The following is a 15,114-nucleotide window of genomic DNA, read 5'->3' as shown; positions in this document are numbered from 1 at the left end:
ATGATGAAAGCCCTTTGCCACCTTCTCTTGTACCTCAGCTTCTGGGGCTGTTGCCAGGCTGCGCAGGCAGACCTGGTGGTGATTGCCAATCCACAAAGCGGCATAGAAAAATTAAGCAAGGATGAAGTCATCAACCTCTACATGGGAAGAAATCGCAAGCTGGCATCCGGCATCAACGCCATGCCGCTGGACCTGACAGCAGCGAATACTGAGAAGGCGAAATTTTACGCATTGCTGGTCAATAAAAATTTGCCTGAAATTAATTCTTATTGGGCCAGATTGATGTTTTCTGGCCAGGGTTCCCCACCCATGCAAATAGAATCTGTGGATGAAGTCCTCGATATAGTCAGCAGCAACAAGGCAGCAATTGGTTACATAGAACGCAAGAAACTGGATAAGCGGGTAAAAATGATCTATGACCCTACACAGTAAGTGATCCCTGCATGTTAAGACTACTACGTACCAGCATCGTCTATCGTAGCGCATTCATTGTGCTTGGTATCGCTCTGCTCGTAGGTATATTCTTTGCATTGCTCAGTTATCACTTCTCGGCACAATCCGAACAAGAGCAGGCACGCCAACGCATGCTGGCCTCTTTAAGTACGGTTGAAAATACGGCCAGCATAGCCTGCTTTGTACTGGACCAGAATCTGGCGGCAGAACTTGCGCGCGGCTTATTGAAGAATGGTGATATCAGCCGGGTACAAATATTCTCGGAAGGCAAAATACTTGCCGAGGCTGACAAAAAAACCAACAAAAGTAGTGATCAGTCTACGCTTGCCATACTGCCTGGCATCAGTGCATCCAATCAACTGGTGCATGAAGTTTATTCACCATTTAATCCCAAAGAAAAAGTATGCGAAATTCACCTGGACCCGAATCTGGATTTCATCAGGGACCAGAGCACTGCCAAGGCCCGCTTCATCGTCTATCTCTTGCTATTGCAGGCGCTGGCAATGGCTTCGGCGGTGGTCTATGTCGTGCTGACCATGATTACCCGCCCCATCAAAAATATCTCGGACAGATTGCATACGCTGGCACCTGAATCAGGTGACAAACTAGGCCTGCCAGATGGTAACGAGAAAGATGAAATAGGCCAGCTAGTACGCGACGTCAATACTCTGGTCGCCAGCTTGCTCAAGACACTTAATGAAGAGCGGACCTTACGTATTCAGCATGCAATCGGTGAGAAAAAATTCCAGACCATTTTTGAAAATGCTGAAACCGGTATCTTTCAGCTCAATTTTTCTGGTGAATTACTTTCTTATAATCCGGCCTTTTTACGCATGTTCAGCCTGGATGATCATGGCGGCAAAGCCATCATTGCCAATGCCTTGACATCATTATTGGAAGGCCAGGAATTGCGCCTGCATCTGATGATAGATGCAGCCATCAATGAAACCAGGATCATGTCTGATGATTTTTACATACAGCTGGGAAGCTCAAGCCACAAGAAATGGATCAACCTCGTCATCAGCCCGGCAGAAGATGGCATCTTGCAAGGCTTGGTGAATGATATTACCGAACGCAAATCCCAGGAAGAAAGCGCCAATCAACTGGCCGTCACGGACCATTTAACCGGCATTAATAACCGTCTGGGATTTGAAAAAGAAATCAGCCGCCTGTCCAAGGAATATGCCAGCGGCAATGCACATGGTTTCTTCCTGCTTATGATAGATCTCGATAAGTTCAAGCAAGTCAATGACAGCCATGGCCATACTGTTGGTGATCAGGTGCTCATACATTTTTCCGGGCTGGTCAGCAACACGGTCAGAAGATCAGACTTCATCGCCCGGTTGGGTGGGGATGAATTCATTATTCTTTTAAAAGATTTGACGCATCTTGAAAAAGCTGAAGAAATTGCGCAAAAAATCATTACGCTGGCCAGTCAACCTATCATCATCAATGAAAATCTGTCTGTGCAAATCGGTGCCAGCATAGGTATCAGCTATACCGGCCCGAACGAATTCGATGCCAATGACTTGCTCAGACAAGCAGATGCCGCCATGTATGAAGTCAAGCGTACTGGCAAAAATGCTTATCGTGTTGTACATCTTGATAGTGGCAAGCATCAACAGGCAAATGATTCAATTTGAGTCCCCAGCATTTCCATGACAACCATTTGATAAAGCAGATTTGGCCGCAGACTGATTTCCAGAGCGCAGGTATAGGTCAGCTTGATAACGTGATCATCATTACTCTCTTTCGCTCTGGCAAACAAGTCAGACCATGAGCAGAGTTGCCTGTGTTTTGCGCGCATGTGGCTTTCATAAATGGCGGCATCAATCACCGCTGGAGCACCCACTGAGACATAGGCGACACATAACGCTATCCATAACTCCTGCAATTTACTGGCAAGCGTTTTTTGATCTAGATAAGCTATTACCTGCCGCGCCGCATTGACACCAGTAACAATATGCAAAATCGTAAAATCCCTGGTCTGCCCGTAAGCTGAAATCGCCCACAGAGCCAGTTCATCCAGCAAATTTTCAGTGACTGGCATTCCCGGCAAGTTCTCGAGAAATTGTTCATCATTGACAACTGCCCGCATTTTTTCTGCAATCATCCTGCCTGGATAGGTTTTCCCTCTCATACTTTGCGATAATTTTTGAAAACCTGCTGCTACTGAATTTGCAGCTTGTCTGCCTTGCATGTCGATATCGATATCAAAATTGGCTGCTACCAGAGCAGCCAGGCTGGCAGCTATTTCCCCGGCATGTTCAGCCTGCAAACCATAGGCAAGTCGTATCAGTGCATGGAATGCCGTAGTCGCAGGAGCAAATGGGACAAGGGCAAATACTTCCTTGATGACTTCGCTCTTCCCGTGCTCAGCAAGACGAATGGCAAAGCAGGATTGCAGATCAGCAAAGTTTTCTCTCTTGCCAAGATAAGCCTGAAAATCTTCATACCTGATCGCCTCAGTAAGGGGCAAGGCTGGCAAGGCATATGTATCGCGCCAATGCGCAAAGAAGTCCTGCAAACGCCTGTCATCTGCCCCCATGCCTGCAAGCGCGCACAGCGCCATGGGGCAGTGATTGGTGGTCCCTTTGCCATTCAGGGCAAAGTCCCTGTTCTTGTCCAGCAAGTCTTTGAGAAGCACATTGCTACACATTGCAGTTGTTGAAGCCGTCATTTGCATTCTCCATCAGTGATTGAATTTGTTGTAGTATGCAAGTTCAAGTTAACTTGAAGTCAACCACTTTTTTTCATATCTGGGAGAGGAAAGATGACTGATGCAAACAATACAAACTTGATCAGCATAGGTGAGCTTGCTAAACGCTCGGGCATCGCAGCGAGTGCCTTGCGCTTTTATGAAAGCCGGGGCCTGATTACGAGCGTACGTAGTCTGGCACAGCGTCGCCACTTCCCACGCGAAGTATTGCGCCGCGTTGCTTTTATCAAGGCTGCACAAACTGCAGGGCTGACACTGGAAGAAATAGAAAACTCTCTTGCCAGCCTGCCCGGCCAGCGGACGCCAACAAAACAGGATTGGGAAAGACTATCAAAATCATGGTATTCCCTGATAGAAGAACGTATCAGGGCATTGGCAGCCTTGCGTGACCAGCTAAGCTCCTGCATAGGCTGCGGCTGCCTGTCGCTCAAATCCTGCGCGCTATACAATCCACAAGACATTGCCAATACCAGAGGTACCGGGCCGCGTTATTTGATGGGAGATAAATCTTCCGACCTGGTTTAATCAGGTCGAAGCATATTCATTCAGTATCTGCATCACCAGCATCAATGCTGGTACCCAGAAGGCTTTGCGCAGTATCAGCAGGTAAGGCTTCAACGCTTTTGAGTTTGCGTGTCATTTGCCGCGTCCTGACTTCTGCCTGATCGATATTTTTTGCCGCTTTTTCCAGCGCAATTTTTGTCGCAGTCAGCACATCGGCAAACTTGCCAAACTCTGTCTTGACTGCACCCAGCACTTGCCAGACTTCTGATGAGCGCTGTTCCAGCACCAGGCTGCGAAAGCCCATTTGCAGGCTATTCAGCAAGGCTGACAAAGTAGATGGGCCAGAGATGGAGACGCGGCAAGTGCGTTGCAATTCATCAGCCAGGCCAGGCCTGCGCATGACTTCGGCATACAGCCCCTCAGTAGGCAGGAACAGGATGGCGAAATCCGTCGTCAACGGTGGCGACAGGTATTTCTCGGAAATGGTTTTAGCCTCAAGGCGTATAGCTCTTTCCAACTCTTTGCCAGCCTGCGCTACGCCTTCTGCATCGGCACGTTCTGCGGCATCGATCAGGCGCTCATATTGTTCTTTGGGGAATTTTGCATCAATCGGCATCCATACCGGGGCCCTGTTTTCTTCCTTGCCTGGCAATTTGATGGCGAACTCTACCCGCTCGCCCGAGCCGGGTATGGTTTCTACATTCTTGGCATACTGGTCTGGCGTCAGCATTTGTTCCAGTATCATTTCCAGTTGCACTTCACCCCAAGTGCCACGGGTTTTTACGTTCGTCAGCACGCGCTTGAGATCACCGACACCTATCGCAAGCTGTTGCATCTCACCCAGACCCTGATGGACTTTTTCTAGTCGGTCAGAGACCAGCTTGAATGATTCGCCAAGGCGTTGTTCCAGCGTAGCATGCAGCTTTTCATCGACAGTCTTGCGCATTTCTTCGAGCTTGCCTGCATTATCGGCCTGCAGTTGCTGTATTTTTTGTTCCAGCGTTGCGCGTATTTCATTCATGCGCTGAGCATTTGATTCTGTCAGTGCAAGCAGAGTTTGATTCAGGCTGTCACCAAAGCGCTTCAGGCTTTGGCCTTGCTCGTCACGGGCAACCTGCCCTTGCAGGATGAAAGCCTGCCTGAACTGCTCCAGTTGCTGGGCATTGGTTTCATTGAGTTTCACCAGTTGCTGGGAGAATGCATCTATCTGGTTATTTTGCAGCGTTGCCACGCTGGTCAACTGGGCAGCCAGGTTTTGTTGCAACTGACCAAAGCTACCAGCCAGTTCCTGGCGGCCAGTCTGGGCTGTCAATTGCACCTGCTCTCTTAATGCGCGCTCACTGCGCTCTTGCGACATTTGCGACTGCTGCTGTGTCTGGCGCAGTTGTTCCTGTATGGCGAGGATGCCGGCCACGTCTTGATTACCCGTCTTGCGCAGCAAAAGCACAATATTCAAAACCACGGCCAGCGCAGCCAGCAAAAGTATCAGTACCTCAAACAGGCTCATAGAAAAATATTCAGGTGAAAAAGGGATTTCAAACTGCGAAGCCTGGAAACTCAGCCAGGACGGTTACGCATCCAGTCAGCCGTCTGATAAAACGATTGCATCAAATGCTGCTGCAAATCTTCACTGACACCGACATCCTGCATGGCCCAGGCCATGCAACGCAGCCATTGGTCGCGTTCGCTGCCGGCGATTGTGTACGGAAGATGACGCGCGCGCAGGCGCGGGTGACCAAACTGCTCTATATACAGATCGGGGCCCCCCATCCAGCCAGACAAGAACCAGAACAGTTTGTCACGCGATCCATCCATGGGAGTGGGATGCAGTGCGCGTATGCCGGCAAATTCTGGCTCCAGCTCCATCAAGTCATAAAAACGGTCAACCATCTCACGCAGTTTTTCTGCGCCACCCAGCAATTCATATAAATTGACCTGGGCTTCTTCATTATTTTCAACTTCAGTATTCATGATCGGTGCTAAATTCTTTACTACTTAGAGTGCTGGTCTTGCCTGATTCACCCACAATTGCACTGCAGGCCTTTGCCATTGCTGAGCTGCGAATCGGGCCAACTTTTCAGGGACATGGTCGCCATGCAGCGCCAAACGATTAATCATCAAGGCGAGATCAAGGTCAGCGACAGACCAGTCGCCAAAGAGGTTTTCAGCATTATCTGGTATCAATGATTCACCCACGAGGAACAATTGCGCAGCTGCTGCCCTGGCAGCATCAGACAAGGGTTCCAGCTTCTTGCCATAGAAGATGACCTGGGTATTGCGCTCCACCCGGATCGGCATCAGGGCGCTGCGTATCCAGGCTTGTACCTGCCTTGCCCTGGCTCGGGCGTGCGTGTCTTTGGGATAAACAGCTTGTTGTGGAAATACTTCTTCCAGATACTCGGTAATCGCTGAAGATTCGGACAGAGCAAAACCATTGTGCACCAGGGTAGGCACACGCTGCGTCAGGGACGTGGCGGCATAATCTGGCGCATGCTGGGCATCTGCTTCCAGGTCTACGGTCAGCAAATCAAAGTCCAGGCCTTTTTCATGCAAGGCGACGAATACCGACATCGCATACGGACTGGTAAATTGTGAATCTACATAAAGCTTGATGTCTTGTTTTTGCAAGATATATCCTTTTAAATTAATTCAGCGCGCTGCCATCAAGCCTCACGCAGGCTTTGCAAAGGTGGCTGATTCAAGACATTGCGCAAACCCAGCCAGCCGCCGACCACGGCGCAAGTGGCACCAACAACCAAGCCTGCCAGCCAGACCAGCGGTGAGAAAGTCCATTCAAAATTGAAACTGAAGCGTGCCAGTGCCCAGCCTATGGCGGACGCACCCGAAGCTGCCAATACGCCAGACAAGCCACCTATCAGCAAGAATTCTATCCACTGTGCCTGCGAGAGTTGCTTGCGGGTTGCGCCCAGGGCACGCAAGAGCGCAGCCTCACGCATGCGTACATCTTGCGAGCCAGCCAGCGCTGCGTATAACACCAGCACGCCGGAAGCCAGCGTGAACAGGAACAGGAATTCTACTGCCGTGATCACCTGGTCCAGCACATCCTGCATTTGCTTGATCATGGCACCAACATCCACCACGGTCAGGTTAGGAAAATCACGCATGAAGCGATTGACGAAAGTTTTATCTGTATCAGGCAAACGGAAAGCCGTGATCCAGGTCTGCGGCATATCGACCATGGCTTTAGGGTTGATGATGACAAAGAAGTTCACCCGCATCGAACCCCAGTCCAGCTTGCGCAGACTGGTGATAGTCGAAGTCACCTGCTGGCCTGCGACATCAAAAGTCATCTTGTCACCCAGCTTGAGCTTCAGGGTTTTGGCTATGCCCTCTTCTACTGAAGCCTCGGCCCCGGTGGCCTTGCTATCGTCATACCAGCGACCGGCTGTGATCTTGTTCAGCGCAGGCATGTCTGCCATGGTCGACAAATTGAATTCGCGATCGACCATGCGCTTGGCCTGGTCTTCTGCATAGGTGTCGCCAGTGATAGGTTTATCATTCAAGGCGATCAGGCGACCACGTATCATGGGGTAAAGTTCAGGTTTGCCAAAAGCCTGTACTTGCCTGGCAATATCTGCCTTTTGATCTGGCTGTATGTTGATGACAAACTGATTTGGTGCATCTGCCGGGGTAGCTTTTTTCCACGCAGTGATCAGGTCACCGCGCACCACAGTCAATAACAACAAGGCCATCAAACCAAGGGCCAGGGAGACGACTTGTACGATAGTCGCACCAGGCCGTCTTTGCAAAGCAGTAATGGCAAAACGCCAGGCAGAATGCGCAAATAATGTACGCATGCGCTTGAGAGAAAACATGCCCAGCCATGCCACCAGCGCAAACACCAGCAAACCAAGCAAAAAGCCAGCAGCAGTCATCAGACCCAGCTTGATATCAGCCGTTTGCCACAGCAACAAGGCCACGAACATGCCAAGGCCGCAGGCATAAGTCACCAGCGTCATGGCCTTGGGCGCATCTTGCTCGCGCCGTATGACACGGTTATGCGGCACATTACGCAATTGCAAAATCGGTGGTAAGGCAAAGCCTACCAGCAGTAATAAACCTGTGGCGATGCCCTGCACGGCAGGCAAGAAATTCGCATCTGGCAAATCCTTGGCAACCAGCTTGCCCAACCATTCGAGCAAGACATAATGGCCTGCATAACCCAGCAACACGCCAGCGATACTGCCCAGCAAACCCAGGACCAGGAATTCAATCAGATACATGGACATGACCTGGTTTTGCGTCAAGCCCAGGCAGCGCAACATGGCGCAGGCATCCAGATGGCGCAGCATGAAGCGGCGCGCTGCCATGGCGATTGCAACTGCAGCCAGCATGGCTGACAACAGACTCACCAGCGACAGGAACTGATCTGCCCTGTCCAGCGTGGCGCGCATTTCCGGGCGACCTGATTCCAGTGATTCCAGGCGTATGCCTTTGAGTTTTTCACCATCTATTTTGCCCTGCAACTCTTTTTGATAAGCAGCGATGCGTTTGGCATCGCCCGCCATGAGCAAGCGGTAAGTCACGCGCGAACCATTTTGTATCAGTTTGCTGGCGGGTATATCCGCCAGCGATATCATGGCACGTGGCGCAAAATTCATGAAACCGGCACCACGGTCAGGCTCTGTGCCTATGGTCTGGGTCACCGTCAGTTGCAGCTCACCCAGCTTGATTTTTTGACCTACATTCAAATTCAGGGCCGACAGCAAGGCTGGATCTACCCAGACTGTGCCTGATTGAGGGACGACATCAGTAGCAACTTCTGTTTCGCCCTTGTTCAGCTTCAACTTGCCACGCAATGGGTAATCGGCACTCACGGCTTTTAAAGAGACCAGGCGGGATATCGCTTCATCACCCTCGCCAGCCAGCGCCATACTGGGGAAGACTACCGTCTCTGCAGTCTTGAAGCCGCGCTTTTCTGCTTCTTGCCGCCATTCTGGTTTGATAGGCTGATCAGCCGCGACCAGCAAGTCAGCGCCTAGCAACTGATGGGCATCGCGGTTGAGGCCGCTACGCATCCTGTCGATAAAAAACCCGACCGAGGCCAGAGAGGCCACGGCGATCATCAAGGCAATCAGTAAAAAGCGCAGCTCACCAGCACGCCAGTCACGCATCGTCATACTGAGAGAGAGTTTGAACATAGTTAGCTTGCCAATACAGAAATTAAAATCGAATACACGCAAAATGCAGCACCATCCGACACCCGAGATAGTAGTGTTGCAAAAATGGCTTTAGTTCAAAATTCGCCTTGCTTGTTTACTCAGCTACCAACGCATTCGCAAAATCATCCAGCAAATCCTGGGTATCTTCTATGCCGACGGAAACGCGTATCAGGGAATCGGCTATCCCCATCTCGGCGCGACGTTCAGCACCCATCTCAAAGAAAATGGTGTGCGCAACCGGAATAACAAGGGTGCGGGTATCACCAAGATGGGTAGCATTAATCGCCAGCTTCAGGCGATTCAGGTAATCAAAGCAATCTATCTCGGGTTTTAGCTCAAAACTGAACAAGGCACCGTAGGCAGTAAACAACTCTGTGGCCAGGACATGTTGGGGATGGTCTGGCAGGCCCGGATAATGAACTGCTGCTACACGCGGGTCGGCAGCCAGCATTTTTGCCAGCGCCAAAGCGTTCGCACATTCCCTGTCCATGCGCAGAGCGATGGTTTCTGCACCTACGGCAACCTGGTGTGCTGCTTCTGGCGACAGCGAGGCACCAAAATCACGCAAAGCCTTGGCCCTGATTTGTGCCAGACCCTGCATCTTTGCGGGTTGTTTTCGGAAGTTGGCGGCAATATTTGGAAATGCGCTCCAGTCAAATAAGCCAGTGTCCGTCAAGGCACCACCGAGTACATTGCCATGACCGGCTATGGATTTAGTGAGCGAATTGATCACGAGACCTGCATGCACAACTTTAGGCTGAAACAGATAAGGCGAAGTCATGGTGTTATCAACCACAAACAGGATGCCTTTTTCACGGCACAGCTCACCTATTTTTTTCAGATCGGCGATTTGCGTGCGTGGATTGGCGATAGTCTCGACAAACACCATGCGGGTTGCTGGCGTCAGTGCGGCTGCGACATGGCTTACATCAGTGGCATCCACCAAAGATACATCGACACCCTGAGCGGCAACGGTTTGCCACAGGCTGTTGGTATTACCAAACAAGAATGAAGAAGACACCAAATGATCACCCTGGCGCAATAATGCCTGGAACACTGCACCTATGGCTGCCATGCCAGTCGCAAATGCGATGGTGGCCAGTCCACCCTCCATCTTGCTGATTTTTTCCTCCAGCGCCGAGACAGTAGGATTACCCTGGCGGCCATAGCGGTAGCCAGATTGTTTATTCTGGAACACCGCTGCCAGATCACGCGCGTCGCTATAGCCATACATGACTGAGGTATGGATGGGTTTATGAACAGAGCCGTGCTCTATGTCTTTTTGTCTGTCGCTATGCAGGATAGTGGTGGTGAAACCGTATTTGGGTGATTGAGGTGTCGTGCTCATAATGCCGGGAAATGAATGAGAAAATAAAAAGCGAGTTTTGGGAGTTTAACCCAGAACTCGCTTTCTCATTCTTGTACCGAGGTAGGCTGAGCAGCTAAATCAATCTTTCAGCAAGAATGCCTCTATCAAATCTGCCAATTTCTCAGGCTGGTCATGGTGCAGCATGTGCCCGGCATCGAAAATCATCTCTTTTTGTAGCTGCGGTATATGCTCCAGGCGCCTGTCTATTTCTACACGTGCTTCTTCTTTTGGCCCCATCCAGTGCCAGACATTGGTGTCATCTGCCTCCATCCACAATACTGGAGCAGTGATTTTTTGCCAGCAAGCCATGACCTCTTCAACCCGGTATAGGAGCGGACTGGTTTGCTTGTGGGCAGGGTCACCCAAAATTTCCCAGCAACCGGGGCTGGTTTCCTTGGCCCAATGTGCAGAGAGAAATGCCGCTCTTTCGTCTGACAAGCGTGGATTGGTTTTTTGCAAACGGGTGGCTACTTCTGCTTGCGAAGCATAAGTGCGCAGGCCAGCCTGGTTTTCCAGCTCATCCAGCCATTTCCTGTAACGCCCGGGTGCCTGCTTGGGATGGGTCACCGGCATGCCAAAGCCTTCAAGATTGATGAACTTGCGCACTCGCTCAGGGCGTACACCTGCATACAGGCCAGCGACATTCGCGCCCATGCTGTGTCCCAGCAAATTCACGGGCTCATCCGGCGAGATATGCCTTAGTAGCGCATCGAGGTCACCCAGATAATCCGGGAACCAGTAAGTATCGACATTGGGCGATTCAGTCAATCCAAAGCCGCGCCAGTCAGGTGCAAGCACTTGCCAGTCTTGCTTGAGGCAATCGACGACGAACTGGAAAGAAGCCGAAACATCCATCCAGCCATGCAGCATGATGATTTTGGGCGCATCTTCCCGCCCCCAACTGCGCACATGGTATTGCAGGCCACGGATATCAAGAAAGGACGTGCGTGAAGGCTTGAATAGAGTATTCATAAGAATTTAATATTTTTCATCTGGAAATACAGGCAAACGCCAGCCTGTACAGCGCATTATCAAGTAGCATGATACTAATGCCTCAAGGCACTTGCAGCACCACCACACAATAGCACGACCGTTCGATTATTATAACGGAGACAGGATGAAGCAGTTGAACAAACTCAAAGACAAGACTATAAACGATACAAAAGCTGGGCAAGTTGATCAAGTTGACCATTATGAGCAGCTTTACCACGAATTCAGATGGGATGTACCCAGCAATTTCAATATTGCAGAAGCCTGTTGTCACCGTTGGGCAGCAAAGCACAAACATGCAAAGAAGACGGCCATCCTGTATGAAGACAGCGAGGGCAATAGCAACCGCCTGACTTATCTGCAATTGCATGAGCAAGCCAACCAGCTTGCCAATCTGCTCTTGCAGGAAGGCATACAGCGTGGTGACGTGATCGCCTGCATCTTGCCGCAAAGGCCAGAAACCGCCATCACCATCATGGCTTGCCTGCAAATTGGCGCCATCGTCATGCCCTTGTCCTTTTTGTTCGGACCTGAAGCGCTGGAATACCGGCTGCAGCATAGCCAGTCCATCGCCATCGTTCTGGATGGCAGCGGCATCAAGGCATTTGAAGAAATACGCAGCCGCTGTCCCGACCTGAAAACCGTCATTACCGTAGATTGCGATACCAGTGACGACATGCCACCCTGCATAGACTGGGAAACCCATGTACCCAACATGCCTGTCACTGCCCGCATTGCCGACACCCGCTCCAGCGATCCGGCCATTTTGATTTACACCAGCGGCACTACGGGCGCACCCAAAGGTGCGCTGCTACCGCATTCTGCCATTATCGGTAACCTGACTGGCTTTGTGGCTTCGCAAAACTGGTTCCCGCAAGACGAAGATGTATTCTGGTCACCGGCTGACTGGGCCTGGACTGGCGGCTTGATGGATGCATTATTACCCACCCTGTATTTTGGTAAACCCATCGTCGGCTACCAGGGGCGTTTTACTGCCGAGACAGCCTACTACTTGCTGGAAAAATACCAGGTCACGAACACCTTCCTGTTCCCTACCGCCTTGAAAATGATGATGAAGGCTGAGCCCAAACCCAGGAAAAAATACAAACTCTCCCTGCGCGCTATCATGACTGCGGGTGAAGCTGTCGGTGACGCCGTTTTCAACTGGTGTGAAAAAGCCTTGCATATCACACCAAATGAAATGTTTGGCCAGACTGAAATGAACTATATCGTCGGCAACAGCCATCAATTGTGGCCCGCCAAACCTGGCAGCATGGGGCGACCCTATCCCGGGCACAGGGTGGCCGTCATTGATGATGATGGCAATGAAGTGACGGATGGTGAAACAGGTGAAGTTGCCATGAGCCGCTATGATACCTACGGCCATCTTGACCCTGTATTCTTCCTGGGTTACTGGAAAAATGACACGGCAACTCGCAATAAATTCACTGGCGACTGGTGCAGAACGGGCGATCTGGCCACCCGCGATGCCGATGGCTACCTGTGGTATCAGGGTCGCGCAGATGATATGTTCAAGGCTGCTGGTTACCGCATAGGTCCGTCAGAAATCGAGAATTGCCTGGTCAAGCACGCAGCAGTGGCAAACGTCGCTGTCGTGCCGAAACCGGACAAAGAACGGGGCAATCTGGTCAAGGCATACGTGGTCTTAAGCCAGGGATTTCAGGGTGACGATACGCTGATCAAGGAATTGCAAGACCACGTGCGTGGCAAACTGGCACCTTATGAATATCCCAAGGAGATAGAATTTATCGACGCCTTGCCTATGACCACCACCGGCAAAATACAGCGGCGCATATTACGGTTGCGTGAAGAAGAGCGCGCAACAAAATAATTCAGTACAAGTCAGAGCCGCTCAGTGCTGCGCCATCACCGTGGCACTGACCAGGCTCGCAACCTGATCCAGCATATCGCTGATGGTCTTGCCATACAGAGTGCTATTGAACGCCGCACCATCAAAAACATGCTCCCGCCCTACACTCACATTACCCGCAACGGCATTTGAGAATTCCTGCTGCGCCAGCAGTTGACCAGTACTTGCGTCATAGATGCGTACCTCCAGTTCTATGGCACGGGTTCTTTTTTGCGTCAAACCGAAAAGGTTGGTATCTATCTTGGTACCCGCATTGCGAATCTCACCGGAGACGATGTAGCGACTGGCATAAGTCTGTCCCAGTTGCTGCAAGAGATTCACTGGCGGATGATCCTGCTGCCAGTCAAACGACAATAAATCAGGCGAGATGCGCACCTGCACTTGCCGCTCACGCATGAGCCTGCGGGCAATGGCCTTGGGGAAACCCTGTGAAGCGTCATCAATATCCAATACCTGCACAGGCTTATTGACAGCAAAACCTGTCAATACCAAGGCCTTATTGGGTGGCAAATTAGGCGGCAAACCAGGATCGGTCATTTGTGCGATGGAGTGCGCAGAAAAGAATACGCCGAGTAAAATTAACGCGATCCGGTTTACCATTGAACTTATTGATCCTAGGTGTGTGGTCATAACATTCTTCACTGCAAGTGGTTTATCTTGATTACGACAGTAACAGCAACAACTTTAAGCATCCATTACAATCCTTCATTCACCAACCAGCTTTGACACCATATCCATGAGTTCATCTCTGATCATTACGTTAGTCAAATCCGATGATGCCGCTGCCGTACTCGCATTTGAACAGGAAAACCGCGACCATTTTGAAGAATGGATAGCCAGCCGTGGCAATGACTTTTATTGCCTGCCAGAAGTGCGCTCCAGCCTGGAGCAGGCACAGTACCTTGCCAAGGCCAAGCGCGAATACCACTACCTGGCCTGGGTAGAAAACGAAGTTGTCGGACGTATCACCCTGCGCGGCGTTGAACAAGATCAATACCATAAAGCATTTCTGGGCTACCGCTTCAGCCAGCGTCATGGCGGGCATGGCTATGCTACTGCAGCGGTCAATGCAGTGGTCAGCCAGGCATTTGAAGAGCTCAAACTGAACCGGATTGAAGCAACCGTCATTATCGACAACCTGCCATCCCAGGCCATCATGCGCAAATGTGGCTTCAGGGAGTATGGTCACTCCCATGCATCTGTCTTTCGCAATGGCCTATGGCTGGACATGCTGCACTATGAAAAATTGAATACAGTGCGCCCAGCCTGATTACGGCTCATCCCCAGAATTTTGCAGTTCATCGCAAAGCGTGGGCAGGCAAGAACAAAATTGGCAATACTGGCACCAATGCAAACACCTTTCATTGGAGAAAACCATGCGCCACATCTTGTTGATCGCTGCCGTGCTGCTCAGTTCTACCGCTTTCGCTGACGAACAAACCCGTAACCTGCCCGCCTTCAAGTCCATCAAGACCCGCAGCGCTTTCAGTCTCGTGGTTGAAGTCGGCAAAGCGCAGTCTGTACAAATCAAGGGCAATGAGAGGTTCGTCAATAATGTCATTACTGAAGTCATCGGCGATGAACTGGTCATTTCATACAAAGAAAAGAATTCCATCAAAATCAATGACAACTCCCAGGTCATCATCAGCATCCCTGAGATGAGCCGGTTCAAGATGGAAGGTGCAGGGAAAACAGTACTGAATAATCTTTCTGGCCCCCACTTTGCCTTGTCTTATGAAGGGGCAGGCATGCTCGTAGCGAATGGCAAGGTCAAATCATTTACCCTTCGCGCCGAGGGTGTGGGGCTGGTAGAAACCAAGGACCTGATTGCCGAGCAGGTGGATGTACGTATAGAAGGCATAGGCTCGGTATCGGTCAATGCACGCGACAGCCTGAATGCATCAGTACAAGGCATAGGCAGCCTGACTTATTATGGCCGCCCACGCAATGTCAGCAAATCAGTGGATGGCATAGGCTCGGTACGTGCTGGAGATTAAACACGATT

At 50.8% G+C, this 15,114-nt stretch carries 14 protein-coding genes; 6 read left to right on the top strand and 8 right to left on the bottom strand.

Annotated elements, in window-relative coordinates; genetic code table 11:
- Positions 1–432 carry a hypothetical protein gene (locus ACO0LD_RS21835; protein WP_423010284.1) on the top strand — a complete coding sequence of 144 codons (432 nt, stop codon included), beginning with the start codon at positions 1–3 and terminating at the stop codon, positions 430–432.
- An 11-nt stretch (positions 433–443) separates the two neighbouring features.
- Entirely contained in the window at positions 444–2,096 is a 1,653-nt protein-coding gene (locus ACO0LD_RS21830) for a diguanylate cyclase domain-containing protein (RefSeq protein WP_423010283.1), read from the top strand.
- Here the strand turns inward: ACO0LD_RS21830 and ACO0LD_RS21825 are convergent.
- Positions 2,072–3,133, bottom strand: a complete 1,062-nt coding sequence (locus ACO0LD_RS21825) for a questin oxidase family protein (RefSeq protein ID WP_423010282.1) — start codon at positions 3,131–3,133, stop codon at positions 2,072–2,074. The two genes, ACO0LD_RS21830 and ACO0LD_RS21825, sit on opposite strands and share 25 nt — an antisense overlap.
- Before the next feature lie 93 nt (positions 3,134–3,226).
- On the opposite strand from ACO0LD_RS21825, the gene soxR reads away from it, so the two are divergent.
- Positions 3,227–3,697, top strand: coding sequence for a redox-sensitive transcriptional activator SoxR (gene soxR / locus ACO0LD_RS21820; protein ID WP_423010281.1), 471 nt, complete (start codon positions 3,227–3,229; stop codon positions 3,695–3,697).
- Between the two features lie 16 nt (positions 3,698–3,713).
- On the opposite strand, the gene ACO0LD_RS21815 is transcribed toward soxR, so the two are convergent.
- The 6 genes from ACO0LD_RS21815 to ACO0LD_RS21790 form a co-directional block, all read right to left on the bottom strand.
- Complete coding sequence (locus ACO0LD_RS21815; RefSeq protein ID WP_423010280.1) at positions 3,714–5,183, bottom strand: DNA recombination protein RmuC; 1,470 nt, start codon at positions 5,181–5,183, stop codon at positions 3,714–3,716.
- Between the two features lie 50 nt (positions 5,184–5,233).
- Positions 5,234–5,647, bottom strand: a complete 414-nt coding sequence (locus ACO0LD_RS21810; RefSeq protein WP_423010279.1) for a group II truncated hemoglobin — start codon at positions 5,645–5,647, stop codon at positions 5,234–5,236.
- A 24-nt stretch (positions 5,648–5,671) separates the two neighbouring features.
- Positions 5,672–6,304 (bottom strand): glutathione transferase, encoded by a 633-nt coding sequence (gene yfcF / locus ACO0LD_RS21805; RefSeq protein ID WP_423010278.1) that lies wholly within the window; start codon positions 6,302–6,304, stop codon positions 5,672–5,674.
- Between the two features lie 35 nt (positions 6,305–6,339).
- Complete coding sequence (locus ACO0LD_RS21800) at positions 6,340–8,838, bottom strand: ABC transporter permease (protein ID WP_423010277.1); 2,499 nt, start codon at positions 8,836–8,838, stop codon at positions 6,340–6,342.
- Positions 8,839–8,953: 115 nt separating this feature from the next.
- Positions 8,954–10,207, bottom strand: a complete 1,254-nt coding sequence (locus ACO0LD_RS21795; protein WP_423010276.1) for a cystathionine gamma-synthase family protein — start codon at positions 10,205–10,207, stop codon at positions 8,954–8,956.
- A gap of 99 nt (positions 10,208–10,306) precedes the next feature.
- Positions 10,307–11,200: an alpha/beta fold hydrolase gene (locus ACO0LD_RS21790; RefSeq protein ID WP_423010275.1), complete on the bottom strand. Its 894-nt coding sequence runs from the start codon at positions 11,198–11,200 to the stop codon at positions 10,307–10,309.
- A gap of 145 nt (positions 11,201–11,345) precedes the next feature.
- Between ACO0LD_RS21790 and ACO0LD_RS21785 the strand changes: the two genes are divergently transcribed.
- Positions 11,346–13,070: an acyl-CoA synthetase gene (locus tag ACO0LD_RS21785; protein ID WP_423010274.1), complete on the top strand. Its 1,725-nt coding sequence runs from the start codon at positions 11,346–11,348 to the stop codon at positions 13,068–13,070.
- Between the two features lie 21 nt (positions 13,071–13,091).
- Here ACO0LD_RS21785 and ACO0LD_RS21780 read toward each other — a convergent pair whose 3' ends face one another.
- Positions 13,092–13,709, bottom strand: coding sequence for a flagella assembly protein FlgT middle domain-containing protein (locus ACO0LD_RS21780; protein ID WP_423010273.1), 618 nt, complete (start codon positions 13,707–13,709; stop codon positions 13,092–13,094).
- Between the two features lie 136 nt (positions 13,710–13,845).
- Here ACO0LD_RS21780 and ACO0LD_RS21775 point away from each other — a divergent pair, with 136 nt between their 5' ends.
- Together ACO0LD_RS21775 and ACO0LD_RS21770 are read left to right on the top strand one after the other, a co-directional pair.
- Positions 13,846–14,379: a GNAT family N-acetyltransferase gene (locus ACO0LD_RS21775; protein ID WP_423010272.1), complete on the top strand. Its 534-nt coding sequence runs from the start codon at positions 13,846–13,848 to the stop codon at positions 14,377–14,379.
- 106 nt (positions 14,380–14,485) lie between these two features.
- A complete protein-coding gene (locus tag ACO0LD_RS21770; RefSeq protein ID WP_423010271.1) occupies positions 14,486–15,106 on the top strand; it encodes a GIN domain-containing protein in 621 nt (206 codons plus the stop codon).
- Positions 15,107–15,114 lie beyond the last annotated feature (8 nt).

This window comes from Undibacterium sp. Ji83W, from assembly GCF_049340385.1.
In the GTDB taxonomy this organism is placed as follows: domain Bacteria; phylum Pseudomonadota; class Gammaproteobacteria; order Burkholderiales; family Burkholderiaceae_D; genus Undibacterium.
The sequence above is the reverse complement of the archived record's forward strand: the minus strand, read 5'-3'. Positions and strand labels throughout refer to the sequence as shown.

Coding starts and splice junctions, on each gene's coding strand:
- ACO0LD_RS21835 (WP_423010284.1), top strand. CDS start 1: ATGATGAAAGCCCTTTGCCACCTTCTCTTGTACCTCAGCTTCTGGGGC.
- ACO0LD_RS21830 (WP_423010283.1), top strand. CDS start 444: ATGTTAAGACTACTACGTACCAGCATCGTCTATCGTAGCGCATTCATT.
- ACO0LD_RS21825 (WP_423010282.1), bottom strand. CDS start 3,133: ATGACGGCTTCAACAACTGCAATGTGTAGCAATGTGCTTCTCAAAGAC.
- soxR (WP_423010281.1), top strand. CDS start 3,227: ATGACTGATGCAAACAATACAAACTTGATCAGCATAGGTGAGCTTGCT.
- ACO0LD_RS21815 (WP_423010280.1), bottom strand. CDS start 5,183: ATGAGCCTGTTTGAGGTACTGATACTTTTGCTGGCTGCGCTGGCCGTG.
- ACO0LD_RS21810 (WP_423010279.1), bottom strand. CDS start 5,647: ATGAATACTGAAGTTGAAAATAATGAAGAAGCCCAGGTCAATTTATAT.
- ACO0LD_RS21800 (WP_423010277.1), bottom strand. CDS start 8,838: ATGTTCAAACTCTCTCTCAGTATGACGATGCGTGACTGGCGTGCTGGT.
- ACO0LD_RS21795 (WP_423010276.1), bottom strand. CDS start 10,207: ATGAGCACGACACCTCAATCACCCAAATACGGTTTCACCACCACTATC.
- ACO0LD_RS21790 (WP_423010275.1), bottom strand. CDS start 11,200: ATGAATACTCTATTCAAGCCTTCACGCACGTCCTTTCTTGATATCCGT.
- ACO0LD_RS21785 (WP_423010274.1), top strand. CDS start 11,346: ATGAAGCAGTTGAACAAACTCAAAGACAAGACTATAAACGATACAAAA.
- ACO0LD_RS21780 (WP_423010273.1), bottom strand. CDS start 13,709: ATGGTAAACCGGATCGCGTTAATTTTACTCGGCGTATTCTTTTCTGCG.
- ACO0LD_RS21775 (WP_423010272.1), top strand. CDS start 13,846: ATGAGTTCATCTCTGATCATTACGTTAGTCAAATCCGATGATGCCGCT.
- ACO0LD_RS21770 (WP_423010271.1), top strand. CDS start 14,486: ATGCGCCACATCTTGTTGATCGCTGCCGTGCTGCTCAGTTCTACCGCT.